The organism is Rhodanobacter sp. FW101-FHT13A11, assembly GCF_058790335.1.
Window position 1 is genome coordinate 204,109 of sequence record NZ_JBYTCN010000006.1, and the last position, 18,382, is coordinate 222,490.

Annotated in this window: 22 protein-coding genes; 9 read left to right on the forward strand and 13 right to left on the reverse strand. The window is 69.5% G+C overall.

Annotated features, from left to right (window positions below; translation table 11 throughout):
- Positions 1 to 61: 61 nt before the first annotated feature.
- A complete protein-coding gene (locus tag AC3WRN_RS09175; protein ID WP_068092208.1) occupies positions 62 to 616 on the reverse strand; it encodes a fimbrial protein in 555 nt (184 codons plus the stop codon).
- A 471-nt stretch (positions 617 to 1,087) separates the two neighbouring features.
- On the opposite strand from AC3WRN_RS09175, the gene AC3WRN_RS09180 reads away from it, so the two are divergent.
- Genes AC3WRN_RS09180 through AC3WRN_RS09205 form a run of 6 tightly spaced genes read left to right on the forward strand, consistent with a single transcriptional unit; the run spans position 1,088 to position 5,833 of the window.
- Positions 1,088 to 1,705, forward strand: a complete 618-nt coding sequence (locus AC3WRN_RS09180) for a hypothetical protein (RefSeq protein WP_492622735.1) — start codon at positions 1,088 to 1,090, stop codon at positions 1,703 to 1,705.
- Positions 1,702 to 2,109, forward strand: coding sequence for a hypothetical protein (locus AC3WRN_RS09185; RefSeq protein WP_068092206.1), 408 nt, complete (start codon positions 1,702 to 1,704; stop codon positions 2,107 to 2,109). Before AC3WRN_RS09180 ends, AC3WRN_RS09185 begins: the two co-directional genes overlap by 4 nt.
- Entirely contained in the window at positions 2,106 to 2,303 is a 198-nt protein-coding gene (locus AC3WRN_RS09190; protein WP_201028673.1) for a helix-turn-helix transcriptional regulator, read from the forward strand. The genes AC3WRN_RS09185 and AC3WRN_RS09190 overlap by 4 nt, the downstream gene beginning before the upstream one ends.
- A 4-nt stretch (positions 2,304 to 2,307) precedes the next feature.
- Positions 2,308 to 3,885, forward strand: a complete 1,578-nt coding sequence (locus AC3WRN_RS09195; protein WP_492622736.1) for an alpha/beta hydrolase — start codon at positions 2,308 to 2,310, stop codon at positions 3,883 to 3,885.
- A gap of 11 nt (positions 3,886 to 3,896) precedes the next feature.
- The gene (locus tag AC3WRN_RS09200) at positions 3,897 to 4,631 is read left to right on the forward strand and encodes an ABC transporter ATP-binding protein (protein WP_492622737.1); all 735 of its coding nucleotides are present in this window, start codon (positions 3,897 to 3,899) and stop codon (positions 4,629 to 4,631) included.
- A complete protein-coding gene (locus AC3WRN_RS09205) occupies positions 4,628 to 5,833 on the forward strand; it encodes an ABC transporter permease (protein WP_492622738.1) in 1,206 nt (401 codons plus the stop codon). The genes AC3WRN_RS09200 and AC3WRN_RS09205 overlap by 4 nt, the downstream gene beginning before the upstream one ends.
- A 182-nt stretch (positions 5,834 to 6,015) precedes the next feature.
- Here the strand turns inward: AC3WRN_RS09205 and AC3WRN_RS09210 are convergent, their stop codons facing one another.
- The 3 genes from AC3WRN_RS09210 to AC3WRN_RS09220 all read right to left on the reverse strand — a co-directional run bounded on the left by AC3WRN_RS09210 (position 6,016) and on the right by AC3WRN_RS09220 (position 8,469).
- The gene (locus AC3WRN_RS09210) at positions 6,016 to 6,348 is read right to left on the reverse strand and encodes an EF-hand domain-containing protein (RefSeq protein ID WP_492622753.1); all 333 of its coding nucleotides are present in this window, start codon (positions 6,346 to 6,348) and stop codon (positions 6,016 to 6,018) included.
- The gene (gene folE / locus AC3WRN_RS09215) at positions 6,345 to 6,947 is read right to left on the reverse strand and encodes a GTP cyclohydrolase I FolE (RefSeq protein ID WP_492622739.1); all 603 of its coding nucleotides are present in this window, start codon (positions 6,945 to 6,947) and stop codon (positions 6,345 to 6,347) included. Before folE ends, AC3WRN_RS09210 begins: the two co-directional genes overlap by 4 nt.
- Positions 6,948 to 7,026: 79 nt before the next feature.
- Entirely contained in the window at positions 7,027 to 8,469 is a 1,443-nt protein-coding gene (locus AC3WRN_RS09220; RefSeq protein WP_068092190.1) for a DNA recombination protein RmuC, read from the reverse strand.
- A gap of 123 nt (positions 8,470 to 8,592) precedes the next feature.
- On the opposite strand from AC3WRN_RS09220, the gene AC3WRN_RS09225 reads away from it, so the two are divergent.
- Entirely contained in the window at positions 8,593 to 9,786 is a 1,194-nt protein-coding gene (locus AC3WRN_RS09225) for an NAD(P)/FAD-dependent oxidoreductase (RefSeq protein ID WP_492622740.1), read from the forward strand.
- A gap of 168 nt (positions 9,787 to 9,954) precedes the next feature.
- On the opposite strand, the gene AC3WRN_RS09230 is transcribed toward AC3WRN_RS09225, so the two are convergent.
- From AC3WRN_RS09230 to AC3WRN_RS09255, 6 genes are all read right to left on the reverse strand, one after another.
- The gene (locus AC3WRN_RS09230) at positions 9,955 to 11,127 is read right to left on the reverse strand and encodes a class I SAM-dependent rRNA methyltransferase (RefSeq protein WP_492622741.1); all 1,173 of its coding nucleotides are present in this window, start codon (positions 11,125 to 11,127) and stop codon (positions 9,955 to 9,957) included.
- Positions 11,128 to 11,266: 139 nt separating this feature from the next.
- Positions 11,267 to 11,704, reverse strand: a complete 438-nt coding sequence (locus AC3WRN_RS09235) for a hypothetical protein (protein WP_492622742.1) — start codon at positions 11,702 to 11,704, stop codon at positions 11,267 to 11,269.
- Positions 11,705 to 11,795: 91 nt separating this feature from the next.
- Positions 11,796 to 12,977 carry a glutathionylspermidine synthase family protein gene (locus AC3WRN_RS09240; protein ID WP_492622743.1) on the reverse strand — a complete coding sequence of 394 codons (1,182 nt, stop codon included), beginning with the start codon at positions 12,975 to 12,977 and terminating at the stop codon, positions 11,796 to 11,798.
- Positions 12,977 to 13,516 carry a DUF1190 domain-containing protein gene (locus AC3WRN_RS09245; protein WP_068092174.1) on the reverse strand — a complete coding sequence of 180 codons (540 nt, stop codon included), beginning with the start codon at positions 13,514 to 13,516 and terminating at the stop codon, positions 12,977 to 12,979. Before AC3WRN_RS09245 ends, AC3WRN_RS09240 begins: the two co-directional genes overlap by 1 nt.
- 195 nt (positions 13,517 to 13,711) lie before the next feature.
- Positions 13,712 to 14,659 (reverse strand): serine/threonine protein kinase, encoded by a 948-nt coding sequence (locus tag AC3WRN_RS09250; RefSeq protein ID WP_492622744.1) that lies wholly within the window; start codon positions 14,657 to 14,659, stop codon positions 13,712 to 13,714.
- Between the two features lie 112 nt (positions 14,660 to 14,771).
- Positions 14,772 to 15,212 (reverse strand): hotdog fold thioesterase, encoded by a 441-nt coding sequence (locus tag AC3WRN_RS09255; protein WP_492622745.1) that lies wholly within the window; start codon positions 15,210 to 15,212, stop codon positions 14,772 to 14,774.
- A gap of 62 nt (positions 15,213 to 15,274) precedes the next feature.
- Between AC3WRN_RS09255 and AC3WRN_RS09260 the strand changes: the two genes are divergently transcribed.
- Positions 15,275 to 16,327 carry a 2Fe-2S iron-sulfur cluster-binding protein gene (locus AC3WRN_RS09260; RefSeq protein ID WP_492622746.1) on the forward strand — a complete coding sequence of 351 codons (1,053 nt, stop codon included), beginning with the start codon at positions 15,275 to 15,277 and terminating at the stop codon, positions 16,325 to 16,327.
- A gap of 67 nt (positions 16,328 to 16,394) precedes the next feature.
- On the opposite strand, the gene AC3WRN_RS09265 is transcribed toward AC3WRN_RS09260, so the two are convergent.
- The 3 genes from AC3WRN_RS09265 to AC3WRN_RS09275 all read right to left on the reverse strand — a co-directional run bounded on the left by AC3WRN_RS09265 (position 16,395) and on the right by AC3WRN_RS09275 (position 17,879).
- Entirely contained in the window at positions 16,395 to 16,838 is a 444-nt protein-coding gene (locus tag AC3WRN_RS09265) for a rhodanese-like domain-containing protein (RefSeq protein ID WP_492622747.1), read from the reverse strand.
- Positions 16,839 to 16,933: 95 nt separating this feature from the next.
- Positions 16,934 to 17,350 (reverse strand): lipoprotein, encoded by a 417-nt coding sequence (locus AC3WRN_RS09270; protein WP_492622748.1) that lies wholly within the window; start codon positions 17,348 to 17,350, stop codon positions 16,934 to 16,936.
- Positions 17,351 to 17,405: 55 nt separating this feature from the next.
- The gene (locus tag AC3WRN_RS09275) at positions 17,406 to 17,879 is read right to left on the reverse strand and encodes a YiiD C-terminal domain-containing protein (protein WP_068092156.1); all 474 of its coding nucleotides are present in this window, start codon (positions 17,877 to 17,879) and stop codon (positions 17,406 to 17,408) included.
- 88 nt (positions 17,880 to 17,967) lie between these two features.
- On the opposite strand from AC3WRN_RS09275, the gene AC3WRN_RS09280 reads away from it, so the two are divergent.
- Positions 17,968 to 18,382, forward strand: a 415-nt coding sequence (locus tag AC3WRN_RS09280) for a uroporphyrinogen-III synthase (protein ID WP_492622749.1), incomplete at its 3' end; no start/stop codon positions are given.

Below are 18,382 nucleotides of genomic sequence, written 5' to 3' on the forward strand. Positions count from 1 at the left end.
GATGGCGGGTTCCGGGTGGAAGGCGGCCGCGTCGGCGATGCCGGCCACGGCCGCAAACGGCTTACAGGTAGTTCATCGTGAATTCGACGCTGGTGTTCGCCGCGCCTGCGCCTGCCGCGCCGCCGACAGCGATGTACTGCGCCGAGTAGTTCATGGTGGCGGCGCCGCCCGAGAGCGCGACCACCTGGGAGTTCTGCGCCGTCGCGGTGCCGCCGTTCAGGGGCATCACCTGGTTGCTGGCATTCAGCAGCTGGATTTCCACGTTGGTGGCGGTGCCGGTGCCGGTGAGCTTCAGGTTGCCGGTGACCGAGTCGATGTTGGCGCCCGAGAACTGGGTCTGCACGGTGCTCAGGGCCGGGTCGCAGCCGGTGATGCTGAGGCTGAACGGGGTCTTGTTGGCCGTGTTGCCGGCGGCGTTCAGCACCGGCGCCAGCACCAGCGGCAGGGCCACGTTCTTGGTGGCCTGGGTGCCGAAGGCGGTGCCTTCGACCTTGCAGGTCTGGCCCACCACCTGGCCGGTGATGTTGATGGTGCCGTCAACCGCCTGGGCGGTCGGGGCGAAGCCGATGGCGGCCATGGCGGCGAGCAGTGCGGTGGGCAGCAGGAGCTTGTGCATTATGGTTTTCCTCGTGGTGTCGACTGGTATGGACTTGCGTGACTGATACAGGGGGGCGACGACCGGGAAGCGGCAGGTGATGCTGCGGCCCGGCGCGTAGGGTCGTGCACTTGCAGGCGTCCCCCCGGACGGATGGCTGGCGCGGGTTCCGCCAAGGCTGGTACACAATAGGCAAAACACGTGCCATATCTTCCGTGTAAACGGTTACTCCGAGTGCTGGTGCCGATCATGGAACGGTGGAATTCGAGGCAGGGCAACGGTTCGTTGACGATTTATCGGACTTACCTGACAAATTATGGCACGAAAAAACTGCGAACCACGTCACTTAAAACGTATGGAAGGCACCGGGCGAGCGGAGGAGTTGGCGAGGGTCATGGACATGCTTGTAAAGTTCGCTTGACATGGGACAAGCTGATTCCCTACGCTGCTCATGTCAAGTTGACTTGACATGAGCGGATCAAGGGAGTCGCCATGCGGGTGCCACGAACCACCGAAAAGCAATATCGCCAGCGGCTGTCGCTGGCCATGACGGTCTATGTGGGCGTGATGTTGCTGGCATGGCCGCTGGTCCGCACCGCGGACGACACGCTGTTGAAGGTCGCGCTGGCGCTGACGCCGGTGCTGCCGGTGCTGTACGTGGTCTGGCTGATGGTCCGGCGCGTGCAGCAGGGTGACGAACTGGAGCAGCGCACGCACCTGATCGGCCTGGGCGTATCCACCGTGGTGGTCGGCGTGCTCAGTCTGGTCGGCGGCTTTCTTGCCGCGGCGCGCGTGCTGACGCTGCAGGGATCGGTGCTGATCTGGGCGTTTCCGGTGTTGCTGATCGGCTACGACGCGACGCGCTGGTGGGTGGCGCGCCGTTACGGCGCGGGCACCCTGTGCGGCGGCGACGGCCGCATGCCGGTGTGGCGGGCCTGCCTGCTGGGCGCGTCCGTGATGGGGCTGCTTGCGCTGGCGATGCTGCTGCGCCAGCAGCTTGATGGCGCGCGCGCCTTGGCGCTGCCCGCGCTGGCGCTGGCTGCGATGGTGGCCGGAGCCCTGCGCTGGCGGCGCGTGCGGAGCGGCACATCGGCGGAGGATGCGCCATGACGCTGCGCGCCGTACACCGCCGCTACCTGCGCGAGTTCCTCCCGGCGATGCTGGCCTACGTGGTGCTGATCGTGTTGTACGGCGTGCTGGTGCCGAGGATCGGAAGCCTGCCGTGGCGGATCGTGCTGGCGTTGCTGCCGTTGCTGCCCATCGTGCTGGTGATCCGCGCGATCGTGCGGGTGATCCGCGACCAGGACGAACTGGAGCGGCGCATCGACCTGGAGGCGATCGCGATCGCGGCGATGTCGGCCGGCTTCGGCTACTTCAGCTTCGGCCTGCTGCTCAGCGCGGGCGTCGGCTGGGCGGTGGACCCGGCGGCCGTGGCGATCTGGGTGATGCCGTGCCTGTTCGCTGGTTTCGGCGTGGCCAAGCTGCTGGTCGCCAGGCGCTACCGCGGGCGATGAACAACCACGTGCGCGAACTGCGTGGCGAGCACGGCTGGTCGCAGGCCGACCTGGCCGCGCGGCTGGACGTGTCGCGGCAGACCGTCAACGCGATCGAAACCGGCAAGTACGACCCCAGCCTGCCGCTGGCGTTCCGGATCGCGAGGCTGTTCGGCCGTCCGATCGAATCGATCTTCGTACCGGGTGAGGAGTGAGGGAATGGCAATGAAGGGACGTACCGCGATCCGCATCGGTGCCGTGGTCGTGGGCCTGGGTTTCCTGGCCTGGAACCAGTGGCGCGCGCGGGAGCCGGCCGCGGTGGCCGCCGCGCCGGCCGCGGCTTCGAGCGCCGCGGCAAAACCGTTGCCGCCGGCGCCGGCGGCGACCTGGCAACTGGGTTCGCTGACGCTGACCGCATGCGAACTGGCCCAGCCGAACAGCGGGCTGAGCACCGCGGCGTGGTGCGCCGAGTTCCCGGTGCCGGAAAACCGCGACGACCCGCACGGCCGCACGATCAGGCTGAAGCTGGCGGTACTGCGTTCGCGCGCGCAAGTGGCCAGCCCCGACATGCTGGCGTTCCTCGCCGGCGGTCCCGGCCAGGCGGCAACCGACTCGGCCGGCACGGTGGCGTCGGTGCTGCAGCCGCTGCTGGCGCACCGCCACGTGCTGCTGCTGGACCAGCGCGGCACGGGCGGCTCGAATGCCCTCGGCTGCAAGCACGTCGACGAGCGCGCCGCGCCCGGCGACGACGGCACGCTGGACGCGGGCAAGCTGCGCGCGGCGGCCGCCGAGTGCCTGCGCCAGCTGGCCGGCCACGCCGATCCGCGCTACTACACCACCACGATCGCGGCGCAGGACCTGGAAGACGTGCGCAAGGCACTCGGTTCGCCGCCGCTCGACCTGCTCGGCGTGTCGTACGGCACGCGGATGGCGCAGCAGTACCTGAGGCGCTTCCCGGACGCGGTGCGCAGCGTGGTGCTGGACAGCGCGGTGCCGAATGCGCTGGCGTTGGGCGAGGATTTCGCGCGCAACCTGGACGATGCGCTGAAGGCGCAGTTCGCCCGCTGCACCGCCGAGCCGGCCTGCAAGGCGAAGTTCGGCGACCCGGACCAGACCCTGTACCAGCTGCGCGACGCGCTGCGCGCGAACCCGCACGAGGTGAGCTTCCGCGACCCGCAGAGCTACCAGACGGTGAAGCGGATGCTGGACGAAGACTCGCTGGCCAGCGTGGTGCGCATGTTCGCGTATACGCCGGCCACCGCCGCGCTGCTGCCGCTGTCGATCGATGCCGCCGCGCACGGCGACGTCGGCCCGCTGCTGGGCCAGGCCAAGCTGCTGTCCGGCGAGCTGTCCGACCTGATGGGCAGCGGCATGCAGTATTCGGTGATCTGCAGCGAGGACGCCGACCTGCTCACGGCGCGCCCGCAGGATGCGCAGACCATCCTCGGCACGCGCATGGTCGACGCGCTGAAGGCGGTCTGCTCGGCATGGCCGAAAGGCGCGCGTCCGGCCGATTTCCACCAGCCGCTGAAGACCGCCAAGCCGGTGCTGCTGCTGGCCGGCCAGTACGACCCGGTGACTCCGCCGCGCTACGCGGAGGAAGTGGCGAAGGGCCTGCCGAACGCGCGCGTGCTGGTGCTCGAGGGGCAGGCGCACAGCGTGATGGCGTCCGGCTGCACGCCGCAGCTGATCCAGCACTTCGTCGAGAAGCCCGACCCGAAGGCGCTGGACGCGAGCTGCCTGGACCGGCTGCGGCCCACGCCGATCTTCATCGATTTCAACGGTTCAACCCCTTAAGGAGCGGCGCCATGATCGAGGTGAGGGATCTGCACAAGGCGTTCGGCGCGGTGAAGGCCGTCGACGGCGTCGGTTTCAGCGCCCGCGACGGCGAGATCACCGGCCTGCTCGGCCCCAACGGCGCCGGCAAGACCACCACGCTGCGCATGCTGTACACGCTGATGGCGCCGGACCGCGGCCAGGTGCTGGTGGACGGCATCGACGCGGCGGTCGATCCGCTCGGCGTGCGCCGCCGGCTCGGCGTGCTGCCGGATGCGCGCGGCCTGTACAAGCGGCTGACCGCGCGTGAGAACGTCGATTACTTCGGCCGCCTGCACGGCCTGTCGGAGGACCTGCTGGCGAGCCGGCGCGAAGCGCTGATCAAGGCGCTGGAGATGGATGACATCGCCGACCGCCGCACCGAGGGCTTCTCGCAGGGCCAGCGGGTGAAGACCGCGATCGCCCGCGCGCTGGTGCACGACCCGCGCAACGTGATCCTCGACGAGCCGACCAACGGCCTCGACGTGATGGCTACCCGCGCGTTGCGCCAGTTCATGCTGCGGTTGAAGGGCGAAGGCCGCTGCGTGCTGTTTTCCAGCCACATCATGCAGGAGGTCGCCGCGCTGTGCGATCGCATCGTGGTGATCGCGCACGGGCGCGTGGTGGCCGACGAATCGCCCGATGCGCTCAGGGCACAGACCGGCGAATCCAACCTGGAAGACGCTTTCGTGAAGATCATCGGCACCGACGAGGGACTGGCGGCATGACCACGACTCCACCGAAAACCCGGCGCGGCGGCGCCTTCCTCACCGTGTTGCTGAAGGAGGTGAAGGAGAACCTGCGCGACCGCCGCACCCTCGTCAGCGCCTTCCTCACCGGTCCGCTGCTGGGGCCGCTGCTGTTCGTGATGCTGATCAACCTCACCCTCAACCGCGAACTGGACAAGGCCGAGAAGTCGCTGCCGGTGCCGGTGATCGGCGCCGAGCACGCGCCGAACCTGGTCGCCGCGCTGAAGGCCGGCGGCGTGGTGCCGGGTGCGTCGGTGGCCGACCCGGCCCAGGCGGTGCGCAAGCAGGACGCCGACGTGGTGCTGCGCATCGCGCCCGGTTACGGCAAGGCCTGGCGCGAAGGCGAGCCGGTGCAGGTGGAGCTGTTCTACGACTCCTCGCAGCGCGACGCGAACACCTCGGTGGAGCGGGTCACCCAGCTGGTGGAAAGCTATGCGCGCCAGCAGGGCGCGATGCGGCTGGTGGCGCGCGGCCTGTCGCCGGGCACGGCCTGGCCGCTGCAGGTGGCCAAGCGCGACCAGGCCACGCCGCAGTCGCGCGCCGTGCTGATGTTCGCGATGCTGCCGTACTTCTTCGTCATCACCATCTTCATGGGCGGCATGTACCTGGCGATCGACCTCACCGCCGGCGAGCGCGAGCGGCAATCGCTGGAACCGCTGTTCGCCAACCCGGTGCCGCGCTGGAAGATCCTGTGCGGCAAGCTGGCAGCGATCTGCGCGTTCTCCCTTGCCAGCCTGCTGGTCACCCTGCTGGCGTTCGCCGTGGTGGGGCAATTCATCCCCGCCGGGAAGATCGGCATGGAACTGGACCTCGGCCTGCACTTCGCCAGCCATGTGCTGCTGCTGATGCTGCCGCTGGTGCTGCTGCTGGCCGCGCTGCAGTCGATGGTGGCCGCATTCGCCAAGAGCTACCGCGAGGCGCAGACCTACATCTCGCTGCTGATGCTGGTGCCGATCATCCCCAGCCTGCTGCTGTCGTTCATGCCGATCAAGGCGCAGGCATGGATGTACGCGGTGCCGCTGCTGGGCCAGAACCTCGGCATCATGCAGCTGCTGCGCGGCGACGGCGTCAGCGCCGGGCAACTCGGCCCGTGCCTGGCCGGCAGCGCGGCGGCGGCGCTGCTCGCGGTACTGGCGACGGTGCAGCTGTACCGCTCCGAGAAGCTGGCGATTTCGGCCTGACGCACGGGTTATCCCCCTTCCCGGCCGCGGTTTTGTAGGGCGGGCACTGCCCGCCGCTTTGCGCCACCTCGCCAAAAGCCAAAGGCCTGTGTAGGAGCGCACCCAGTGCGCGATGTTCTTCGTTCCGATGACACATCAGAGCATCGCGCACAGGGTGCGCTCCTACACCTTCCCCAGGGGTATCAACGCGGCGGCGCGGTCAGTTCCTGCGCGTCGAGGTAGCCGCGATGGTGGCGGTCGAGCTTGTGGAACTGGCGGCGCAGGTTGTCCTGGTATTCCCGCAGCGTGATCGGGTGGCCGCGGCCGCCGGGCAGTTCGTCGATTTCGAGGATGCCGTCGCCGTTGCGGTCCATCGCCTGGAAGCCGCGGCTCATGTAGGCGACGTACTCAGCCTCGCTGACGCGGCCGTCGCCGTCGCTGTCGAACAGTTGCAGGTACTGTGCCCGCGTGTCCTGGGCCAGCGTGGCCGATGCCGCCAGCAGCAGCGCCAGCGCGGTGGCCAGGCGCGCGTTCAGCGGTGGCTGCCGTGGATGCCGATGAACTGCAGGAACTCCGCGCGGGTGCGTGCGTCGTCGCGGAAGGTGCCCAGCATCTGGCTGGTCACCATCGACACGCCGCGCTTGTGCACGCCGCGGGTGGTCATGCACTCGTGGCTGGCGTCGACCACCACCGCCACGCCGGCCGGCTTCAGGGTTTCCTGGATGCACTGCGCGATCTGCGCGGTGAGCTTTTCCTGCACCTGGAAGCGGCGCGCGAAGCCGTCCACCACGCGGGCCAGCTTGCTGATGCCGACCACCCGGTTGGTCGGCAGGTAGCCGACGTGGGCGCGGCCGATGATCGGCGCCATGTGGTGTTCGCAGTGGCTCTCGAACTCGATGTCGCGCAGCACCACCATCTCGTCGTAGCCGTTCACTTCCTTGAAGGTGCGGCGCAGGTAGTCGCCCGGGTCGGATTCGTAGCCGGAAAACCAGTCGCGGTAGGCCTTCACCACCCGCTTGGGCGTATCCAGCAGGCCTTCGCGCGAAGGATCCTCGCCGGCCCAGCGCAGCAGTGTGCGCACGGCCTCCTCGGCCTGTTCCTGGCTGACGTCGTTCGGCTGGGGCTGGTCGCTCATGCGGATGCCTTTGGGGTTGCGGGTTGGGTCAGTTTAACGGCAGCGTCCACCCAGCGCAGGCGCGGGCATGGCGGGGCGCTCAGGCTTCCGGGTCGTCGCCCTCGTCCGGCGCGGGCACGTCGTCACCCAGCAACTGCTGGGTGACTTCGCCCGGTGCGGTTTCCACGCTGCGCAGTTTGCGTTCGATCGCGCGGGTGCGCGCGCCGGTCGCGTCGATCTGGTTGCTGGCCTGGTCGAGATTCTTCTTGACCTTGTCCAGCACCACGCCGAACTTGCCGAATTCCGTCTTGACCGCGCCCAGCAGCTGCCATACCTCGCTGCTGCGTTTCTCGATCGCCAGCGTGCGGAAGCCGGCCTTGAGGCTGGTCAGGATCGCAGCCAGCGTGGTCGGCCCGGCGACCGTGATGTGGTGGTCGCGCTGCAGCGACTCGAACAGGCCCGGCCGCCGCAGCACTTCGGCGAACAGGCCCTCGGTGGGCAGGAACAAGATGGCGAAATCCACCGTGTGCGGCGGCACCACGTATTTGCTGCGGATGCGCTTGGCCTCGTCGCGCACACGCCGCTCCAGCGCGTTGGCGGCGTCCGCCGCGGCGTTGGCGTTGGCGTTTTCCTGGGCTTCCTGCAGTCGCTGGTAGTCCTCGAGCGGAAACTTGGCGTCGATCGGCAGCCACAGCGCGGCACCATCGACGCCGTTGGGCATGTGGATGGCGTATTCCACCCGCGCGTCGGAGTTGGGCACCACGGCCACGTTGACGGCGTATTGGTCGGGCGTCAGCAGCTGTTCGAGCAGCGCGCCGAGCTGGGTTTCGCCCAGTACGCCACGCGTCTTCACGTTGCCGAGCACGCGCTTGAGGTCGCCCACGCCGGTGGCCAGGCTCTGCATCTCGCCCAGGCCGCGCTGCACCGCTTCCAGGCGTTCGGAGACCAGCTTGAAAGACTCGCCCAGGCGGGTTTCGAGGGTGGCGTGCAGTTTCTCGTCGACGGTGGCGCGCATCTGCTCGAGCTTGGCCGCGTTGTCCTGCTGGATCGCGCCGAGCTTGGCCTCCAGCGTGGCGCGTACTTCGCCCATGCGCTTCTCGTGCTCGGCGCTGAGCGCGCTGAAGCGCTGTTGCTGCTGCTCGCCGAAATGGTTGAGCGCGAGCGTGGTTTCCTCACGGCTCTTGCGTGCATCGTCGGCGAGGCGTTGCGCCAGCGCCTGCAGGCCGGCGTCGGTTCGCTCGGTGAGCAGGTGCAGGCGCTGCCCGAAGCCGTCGATGCGCTCGGCCTGCTGCTGCGACGTGCCGCTGAGCTGTTCGCCGAGATGGCTGCGGAAACGGTCGAAGCCCTGCTGCAGTTCCTCGCGCCCGGCGCGCTGCTCCTCGCGCAGCGTGCGCTCGACGCGGGCGCTGTCGTCCTTCAGCGCGTCCAGCTTCGCGCCCAGGCCGGGGTCGCCGCGCCCGCGCAGCAGCGCGGCGATCTGCAATAGCAGCACCAGCGCGGCGAGGATGACGAGGACGGTCAGCAGGGTCTCGGTGAGCGGCATGGAACGTTTTCCCGGGTCGATGCATCCAGTGTACGTCCAGCCGTCTCATCGGCTGCGCCTATTTCACGTCGCCGTTGCTGCAGCGGTGCATCATGGGCCGATCCGTCGGCCCGGGAGACAGACATGGAGCACATTCACGATTACCTGATCATCGGCGGCGGCATGGCTGCCGATGCTGCCGCCAAGGCGATCCGCGAGGTCGATGCCGCGGCGAACGTGGGCGTCGTCGGCGCCGAGGCGCAACCACCGTACAAACGACCGCCGCTGTCGAAAGCGCTGTGGAAGGGCGACAAATCGCTGGCCGACATCGACCTGGCCACCGCGGCCAGCGGCGCCGTGCTGCATCAGGGCCGGCGCATCGAGGCGCTGGACCGCGTGGCCCATGTGGCGCGCGACGACCGCGGCGACAGCTACCGTTACCGCCGCCTGCTGCTGGCTACCGGCGCCACCCCGCGGCAGCTGCCGTTCGAGGGCGGCGAGCGGATCATCCATTTCCGCACGCTGGACGATTACCAGGCTTTGCGGCGTTACGCCAAGCCCGGCGCCTTCATCGCGGTGATCGGCGGCGGCTTCATCGGCTGCGAGCTGGCGGCTTCGCTGTGCAGCCTCGGCTGCAAGGTGACCTTGCTGTTTCCCGGCGCGACGATCGGCGCAGGGCGCTACCCCGATGGCCTGGCGCACTACCTCGACGACTACTACCGCAGCCGCGGCGTGGATGTGCGCAGCGGCGCCCGCGTGCAGGGCAGCAACCCCACCGACGGCGGGGTGGAGCTGGTGCTGTCCGACGGCAGCCTGCTGCGCGTGGAGGCGGCGGTGGCCGGCCTCGGCGTGACGCCGAACACCGCGCTGGCCGAACAGGCCGGCCTCGCCGTCGATGACGGCATCGTGGCCGATGCCCGCCTGCGCAGCAGCGACGCGGATATCTGGGCCGCCGGCGACGTGGCCAACTTCTACAACCCGGCGCTGGGCCGGCGCCTGCGAGTGGAGCACGAGGACGCGGCGGTCAGCATGGGCCGCCATGCCGGCCGCGCGATGGCTGGGGTTGCCGGGGAATACATCGCGCTGCCGTTCTTCTATTCCGATCTGTTCGACCTCGGCTACGAGGCGGTCGGCCTGCTCGATACACGGCTGCAGGTGGTTGAGGACTGGCGCGAACCGAACCGCGAGGGTGTGGTGTACTACCTCGAAGGCGGTCGCGTGCGCGGCGTGCTGCTGTGGAACGTGTGGGATCAGGTGGATGCCGCGCGCGAGCTGATCGCCGAGCCCGGCCCGTTCGATGCCGTGTCGCTGCGCGGGCGGTTGCCGCGCAGCGCGTAAACAACCACTACCGCAGATGAAGCTGGCGGTCCCATCCACCCGGCAGCCTCGTAGGGCGGGCACGGCCCGCCGGCTTTGGTTTTCGCAGACGTGAGGTAGAGCGGCGGGCCGTGCCCGCCCTACGAAATACCCTCGTTGTCGAGGTTCAAGCTCGGAGGCCCGGGAGTTTCAATCCACCCGGCAGAACACCGCCTTCAGGTAGCGGCCTTCCGGTACGTCGGTGCGGAACGGATGGTCGGCGCCGGCGCCGCGCACTTCCAGCACCTGGATCTCGCGGCCGGCGTTGAGCGCCACCCGGCGCAGCATCTCCAGGAACTCGCTTTCGCCGACCAGGCCGGTGCACGAGCAGGTCAGCAGCAGGCCGCCGGGCGGGATGATGTCCAGCGCCATGCGGTTCATCGCGAAGTATTTCTTCAGCGCGTCCATCACCTTGCTGCGGTCGCGGGTGAGCTTGGCCGGGTCGAGGATCACCGCGTCGTAGCGCTCGCCGCGCGCTACCGCCGCGCGCACCCAGTCGAAGATGTCGGCCTGCTCGAATGTCACTGCGACGTTGTTCGCGGCGGCGTTGGCGCGGGCGACTTCCAGGATGCCCGCATCGAGGTCGACGCCCACCGCTTCGCGCGCACCGGCCGCCATCGCATGCACGGCGAAGCCGCCGGCGTTGCAGCACAGGTCGAGCACGCGGCGGCCCTTCGCCAGTTCCGCGAAGCGCTTGCGGTTGTCGCGCTGGTCGGCGAAGAAGCCGGTCTTGTGGCCCAGGCCGGGCGCGGCGTGGAAGCGCAGCCCGTGCTCATGCACCTCGAACGGCGCGGGCACCTCGGGGCTGCGGCAGTCGAACGATTCCTGCTTCTGCACGTGCGACTCGGCGAACCAATAAAGCTGCGCGTCGGGAAAGTGCGCCAGCAGGGCGGCATGGATCGCCTCGCGGAAACGCCACATGCCGGCGGCGAAGTATTCGATCACCAGGACGTCGGCGTAGCGGTCGACGATCAGGCCGGACAGGCCGTCGCCCTCGCTGTGCACCACGCGCCAGGCGTCGCTGACGGCATCCAGTCGCAGCCAGTCGCGGCGCAGCTGCACGGCGCGGGCAAGGCGCGCGGCGATCCAGTCGGCATCGATGCCGGCGTCCGGATGCGCATCGAGCAGGCGCAGCGCGATGCGCGCGTGGCCGTTCCAGAACGCGCGGCCGACGAAACGGCCCTTCGCATCGTGCACCGCGACCAGGCTGCCCGGCGGCAGCTTCTGCTCCGGCTTGTGCAGCTGCGCCGACCATACCCACGGGTGGCCGGGGCTGCGGTCGGATTTCAGGCGGATGACGGGGAGCGCGGCGGGTATGTTCATCCGCGCATGATAGCCGGTGCTTTGCTCCTCTCCTGCTGCGCAGAGGAGGCCGGGAGGGGTTGCTCGAGCTGGCGTGGAAGATCAAGAGTGAACCCCACCCCAGCCATCCCCTGCTTCGCAGGGGATGGAGCAGAGCGCTTCAGCGCAGGCGCAGTACCAGCCACGACAGCAGCGCCAGCAGGTTGAGGCCCAGCCGCGACACGGCCGGTCCGGCCATCGCCAGCACGAAGCCCTGGCTGCCGAAGTGCCAGTCGATGCCCAGCCGCGGCGCGGCCTGCAGGGTGGCGTACACGTTGACGAAGGCGCCACAGTGCAGCGCGTAGCTGAAGATGGGCGTGGCGATCAGCGGCAGCTGCAGCAGCTGCGCCCAGCGCGACAGCCGCACGCCGCCTTCGCCGCCTTCCAGCAGCCGCACGCCGGCGACCAGTACGAAGCCGTACAGGAGCAGGCCGATCAGCGCGAGGATGCTGTCGTGGGTCGAGCCCAGCGGCAGCAGGCGGCGCAGCATCACCGCCACGCCGTACAGGCCGCCGGCGACTTCGAGGATGCCGATCAGGCGAAAGAGAAAATTGCGCACGCGTGGCCCCGTTCAAAAGACGCAAGCTTAGCCGAGCAGGGCCGGCGTGATTTGCGTGGGCGTCGCGATTTTCCGCGAATGGCGAGGCGGCTCAGGCGATCAGCACGCCGCGCGCTTCCTCGACGATGGCATGTGGCACGAAGCGGGCGCTGTCCCGGGTGACCAGCGAATCGTCCTCGCGGATGCCGATGCCGCAGGCACGGTCGCCGACTACCCAACTGCCGATCAGCGGATAGTGGCCATCGAAGCCGAGCAGCGGGTGGCAAGCCTGGCGAATGCACGGGCCGTCGCGGTACGGACCGTCGGTGCGCAGTTCACGGCCGTCGTCCAGGTGCATCGTGATGTTGGCGCCTTCGCGCGAGTGCAGCGGCTTGCGCACCCAGCCGCGCGGCAACTCGCCGCCGCCGTCGAACTCGGCCGGCAGCAGGTTCGGGTGGCCGCGATGCGCCTCCCACAGCAGCGGCAGGATGCCCTTGTTGCTCAGCAGCGCCTTCCACGGCGGCTCGATCAGCTGCAGGCCGGAGCGCGGCAGGCAGGCGCCGAACGATTCGCGGAACATGTCCTCCAGCGGATACAGCTTGAACAGGCAGCCGATCACCTGGTCGTCGAGGTCGGTGAAACGGCCGTCGGCAGACACGCCGATGTCCTCGATGGCCAGGGTGCCGCAGTCGATGCCCGCCTGCAGCGCGCAATCGCGCAGGTAGGCGACGGTGCCCTGGTCTTCCGCCGAATCGCGCACGGCGGCGAAGTGGAACGGCCGCGCGATGCCGCGCGCGATGGTGCCGAACGCCTCCACCAGTGACTCGTAGATCGAGTTGAACTGATCGCTGCCGGCCGGCAGCTGGCCGCGCGCTAGCTGGTCCTCCAGCCATTGCCACTGGAAGAACGCGGCCTCGAACAGCGAGGTGGGCGTGTCGTAGTTCAGCTCGTACAGCTTGGCCGGGCCGTTGCCGCCGTAGGCAAAGTCCATGCGGCCGTACAGGTGCGGCTGGCGCTCGCGCCAGCTCTGCGCGATCCAGTCGCGGTACGGCTCGGGGATCGCCAGCTGCTGCATGTGCTGCTCGCTGCCCACGATGCGCTCGACCATGTCCAGCGCCATCGCGTGCAGTTCCTCGGTGGGCGCCTCGATGCCGTCCTCGATCTCGCGCAGGGTGAACGCGTAGTACGCCGACTCGTCCCAGTACGGCGCGTCGTCGATGGTGTGGAAGCCGAAGCCGCAGGCGGCGGCCTTCGCGCGCCAGTCGGGGCGTTCGGCCGTGGCGATGCGGCGCATCAGCCGCCGATGCCGCGGCTGCTGCCGGAGCTGCCGAAGCCGGAACGGCTGACCGTGACCGCGCGGTTCGGCGTGGCGTTGACCGGCACCATCGCGGTGCCGGTGCCGCCGCGGTAGACGCCGCCGGCACCGGCGGCCGGGCGCTGCCAGCCGCCGTTGCTGTCGCGGAACGCCGGCGCGCTGTTGAAGCCGTTGGCGGCCACGCCGTTGCGCGACATCATCTGCGACAGGAAGAAGCCGGTCATCAGCGGGCCGAAGAACGAATGATTGGCTCCGTCGCTGCGTTCGGCGCACTGCTCCTTGCCGTAGCTGGCCTCGCACGCCTCGCGGTTGGCGAAGCGCGGCGCGCTGGCCGTCGCATCCTGCTGCGCCTTGGCGAACGCCTGCCGGCAGGTGGCGCTGTCGTTGGTCTGCGCCACGCAGGCCTCGACCGAGGTGTACAGGCCTTCGCGCGACGCGCTTTCGCTGCGATCGCAGGCGGTCAGCAACAACGGAGCCGTGCTCATCAGCAGCAGGGCGGCGGTGCGGGATCGTTTCATGGGCACGCTCGGCAAGTTATCCGGCCAAGCATGCCTGCTTGTGCGGGCGGAAGGAAGTTCTTGCGGATACCCGGAACGGAACCGGTAGGAGCCCGCTCGCGGGCGATGCTCCTGTTTCGATGATTCGGGCGAAGATCAGAACAACAGCATCGCCCGCGAGCGGGCTCCTACGGATATGTCTCCGGCGCACCGGGCCTAGCTGAGCGCGTCGGCCAGCTCATGCAGGTCGGCGACGTGCTGTTCCCACCAGCGCGATTCGGCGGCGAACGGGAACGCGGCGGGGAAGGCCGGGTCGTGCCAGCGCGCGGCGATCCAGCCGGCGTAGTGCAGCTGGCGCATCGCGCGCAACGCCGGGACCAGTGCCAGCTCGGCGTGGTCGAACGGGCGGAACTGCCGGTAGCCCTCGAGCACGGCGTCCATCGCGCGTTCGTCGTTGGCGAGCATCCACAGGTCCTGCACCGCCGGGCCGCTGCGCGCATCGTCGAAATCGACGAAGTGCGGGCCGGCGTCGGTCCACAGCACGTTGCCGGGATGGCAGTCGCCGTGCAGGCGCAGCTGCCGCACCGGGCCGAGCGCTTCCAGACGCGCGGCGATCGTCGCATCCAGCCGCGTCGCCGCGGCGTGGTAATTCGCCTGCAGCGAGGCCGGCAGCAGGGACGAATCGAGCACCGCGCGCATCGGCTGCCGCACCATCGTGTCGCGGTCGAGCCGGTCGCGATGCGCGAACGGCTGCCGGCCGCCGATCAGGTGCAGGCGCGCAATCAGCCGGCCCAGCCATTGCAGTTGGTCCAGCGCCTCCAGTTCCGGGGCGCGGCCGCCGCGGCGCGGGGTCAGCGCATAGCGGAAGCCGCCATGCTGCAGCAGGGTGCGGCCGCCGAAGGCGAGCGGCGCCACCACCGGCAGCTCGGCGTCGGCCAGTTCCTGCGTGAACGCATGTTCCTCGATGATCGCCGCATCACTCCAGCGGCCGGGCCGGTAGAACTTCGCGATCACTGGCGAAGCGTCTTCCAGGCCCACTTGCCATACCCGGTTCTCGTAGCTGTTCAGCGCCAGCAGCCGGCCGTCCGGCCACAGGCCGCAGGCGCCGACCGCGTCGAGCACCAGGTCGGGGGTGAGGCTGGCGTACGGCGTGTCGGCTGTCATCAGGTACCGCGCCTTTTGTGGTTGCCTCCTCTCCCTCCGGGAGAGGAGTGTGACCGGAGGAAATCCCCTTGCGGGAAGGTGAGGGAGCGGGTTTTCGCAGAAAAAACCGCGCTCAACGTACGCCCATGCCGCGTGCCGGGATCACCGCCATGGTGATGCGCGAGATGCACACCAGCGCGCCTTCCTCGTTCTCGATGCGGATCTCCCACACCTGGGTGGTGCGGCCGATGTGCAGCGCCCTCGCGGTGCCGGTCACGGTGCCGCTGCGCACGCCGCGCACGTGGTTGGCGTTGATATCGAGCCCGACGGCCAGTTCCTTCCCGGGGTCCAGCGTGAGCATCGCCGCGGTGCTGCCCAGCGTCTCGGCCAGCGCCACCGAGGCGCCGCCGTGCAGCAGGCCGTACGGCTGGTGGGTGCGCGAATCGACCGGCATGCTGCCGGCCAGCCAGTCGTCGCCGACCGCGGTGATGCGGATGCCCAGCGTCTCCATCATGGTGCTGGCGCTCCAGCCGTTGAGGCGGGCGAGGTCGGTGGGTTGTTTCCAGAGGCTCATCGTTGATTCCTTCGGTGCGAGGCCGCATTGTTGTCCGCTGCGATCGCCGCGACAATGCACTGGTGTTTACCGTCACCCTCAAATCTTCCGGCCGCCGGTTCTCGGTGGCCCCCGGCGAAACCGTGCTGGAAGCGGCGCAGCGCGCCGGCGTGGCGTTGCCGTATTCGTGCCGGGCCGGCGTCTGCGGCAGCTGCAAGGCGATCTTGCTGGAGGGGCGCTGCGACTACCCGCGCAACCCGCCGCGGGCGCTGGACGCGGGCGCGCTGGCGCAGCATGCGGTGCTGCTGTGCCAGGCGGTGCCGGCCAGCGACCTGCTGCTGGAGGCGCGCGAGGTCCCCTCGGTGGAGGACATCGCGCGACGCCAGCTCGACATGGTGGTGGCGGAGAAATGGCGGCTGGCGAACGAAGTCATCGGCCTGCGCCTGCTGCCGGCCCACGGCGAGCGCCGGCTGAAGCGGCTGCCGGGGCAGTACGTGGACGTGCTGCTCGACGACGGCCGGCGCCGCCCGTTCTCGGTCGCCAACGGCCCGCGCGACGACGGCATGATCGAACTGCACGTGCGGCACGTCGCCGGCGGCGGCTTCACCTCGTGGGTCAGCGACCGGCTGCAGGTGGGCGACCGGCTGCGCATCGAGGGGCCGCTGGGCACCTTCGTGCCGCGCGAGGATTCCGAGCGGCCGATGATCTTCATGGCCGGCGGCACCGGCTTCGCCCCGGTCAAGGCGATCGTGGAGCACTTCATCGCGCTGGGCACGCGCCGGCCGATGCGGGTGTACTGGGGCGCACGCAGCGCAGCCGGGCTGTACCTGCGCACGCTGGCCGAATACTGGGCGCGCGAGCTGCCGAACCTGCGTTTCTGCCCGGTCGTTTCCGACCCGGCGCGGGCCGACGGCCTGCGTACGGGACTGGTGCACGAAGCGGTGCTGCTGGACCAGACCGACCTGTCCGGCCACGACCTGTACATGAGCGGCCCGCCGGTGATGATCGACGCCGCGCATCCGCGATTCCTCGCTGCGGGCTTGCCGGAGGAGCGGCTCTACTACGACTCGTTCGAATACGCGCCGGACGTGCTGGCGCAGATCCTCGCCGGGCGCGCCGGCATCCACGACCGGTAGGAGCGCACCCTGTGCGCGATGGCTCTTTTGCGATATGGCAAAGAGCCATCGCGCACAGGGTGCGCTCCTACCGGCCCTTGGCCACTGGCAGCTGCGCCGCGTGCCAGGCCAGCACGCCGCCGCCCAGGGTGTAGACCTTGCCGAAGCCGGCCTTGATCAGGCGCTGCGAAGCCTTCAGCGAGTTGCCGCGGCCGTCCTTGTCCATCACCACCACCGGCAGTTCCTTCGCCTTGGCCAGGTCCTTGTGCTCCGGGTCGAACTGGCTCATCGCCACGTGCCTGGCGCCGGGCACGTGCATTTTCTCGAACTCGGCGATCGCCGACAGGTCGATCAGCAGCGGGTTCTCGCGGTTGATCAGCTGGGTCAGGCCGGCCGGGCTCAGTTCCCTGACCTTGCTGAACAGCGTGCTGACCTGGATCACGATCAACGCCAGCAGCAGGATCACGAACAGGGCCGACAAGGCCGCATGGTTGCCGACAAATTCGGGCAGCTTGTGCAGGAAATCGTTCATCGTCAGTCCACTTCGCGCGCGCGGCGCCGATCCGGGTAAACCGGCGATTATACGGGTATGTCGCGGCCGCCGCGGCCCGGCGCCTGTTCAGGCGCTCAGTCCTGCGTGATGTCCGGCAGCCCGCTGGTCAGCCACCAGTGCTTGGTCTTCTCGTCGTAGTGCCAGGTCTGGTGGTCGACGACGCTGCGCTCGGACTGGGTGTGGACGTTGATCAGGTTGATCAGCACCGTCTGCTGCACGTCGAAGTCGCCGCTGGGCACCGGGCCGGCGCCGTCGTCGTACTCGCTTACCCGTACCTGCTGGTAGCGCGCCAGGTCGATCGTGCTGAGCGGGTGGGCGGCGCGGCGGGACGGTTCGATGAACTGCGCCGCGCTGCGGAAGTCGCCCCAGCGCAGCGTGCTGCCATAGGCCTTCAGCGTGGTGGTCAGCTCGTCGCTGCGGGTCTTGGTGGCGCAACCGGCCAGCGCCGGCAGCATGGACAGCGCGACAAGCAGGCTCAGGATGCGGCGCATGGTCTTCCTCCCCGATGGATATCCGGCCATTCTGCCCCAAGTGGCGGCGGACGACTCAGGCACGCCGCTTGGCGACGAAGCGGGCGGCCAGGGTGGCGGCGGGCCGGCCGTCGTCGTCGGGCACCACGCAGTCCACGCCGATGCGCGCCTTGCCGCGGGCGGCCAGCGTGTCGAAGAAGGTGGCCCAATCGGCGTGTGCGGCGAGCCGCGCCTCGCTGTGGAAGTCCCGCCACAGCGGCGCCAGGTAGCGCACGGCCGACTCGGCCACGAACACGTCGCAGTCGAGGCCGCGCCGGCGCAGCGCCAGTTCCACCAGCGCCCAGCCGCTCAGGGTCATCAGGCTGACCAGGCTGCCGCCGAACGCGCAGCCCTTGTCGTTCACGTTCGGCGCCAGCGGCGCGCGCAGGCCGAGGAAATCGTCTCCGCAGCCGGCCAGCTGCAGGTCCATCGCGTGGGCCAGCGGGATCTCGTTGCGGATGAATGCGATCAGTTGTCGGGCAGGTGTCGCGTCGTCGTCGAGGGTACTCACGTGATCGGGGATTCGCGGGAAGGGAAGCCCGTCAGTGTAGGGCCACCGCTACACTGGGGCCATCACAGTGAAGGGACGCGGTGCGCGGATGCAGCGGCAATCCTCCGGAAAACCCCGGCTGCGCGGCCGGACCGTGGTGATCACGCGTCCGGCCGGCACCGCCTCGGCGCTGGCGCGGCGGGTGCGCGCGCTCGGTGGCGTGCCGCTGTTGCTGCCGGGCCTGGCGCTGCGCGGCGCGGCGGACGAGGTGGCCGCGCGCAACGGCCTGCGCATGGCGCTGGCGGACGAATTGCTGGTGTTCACCAGTCCCGCTGCGGTGCGTTACGCCGCGGCGCTGCTGCCGCTCGAAACGGCGGCAGTGGTGCTGGCGGTGGGCCGGGGCACGGCACGCGCCTTGCGTCGGCACGGCGTTGCCGCGCCGCTGGTGCCGCGCGGCATGCAGGACAGCGAAGGCCTGCTCGAACATTCCGCCCTGCGCGACCTGCGCGGCCGCCGGGTCGCGC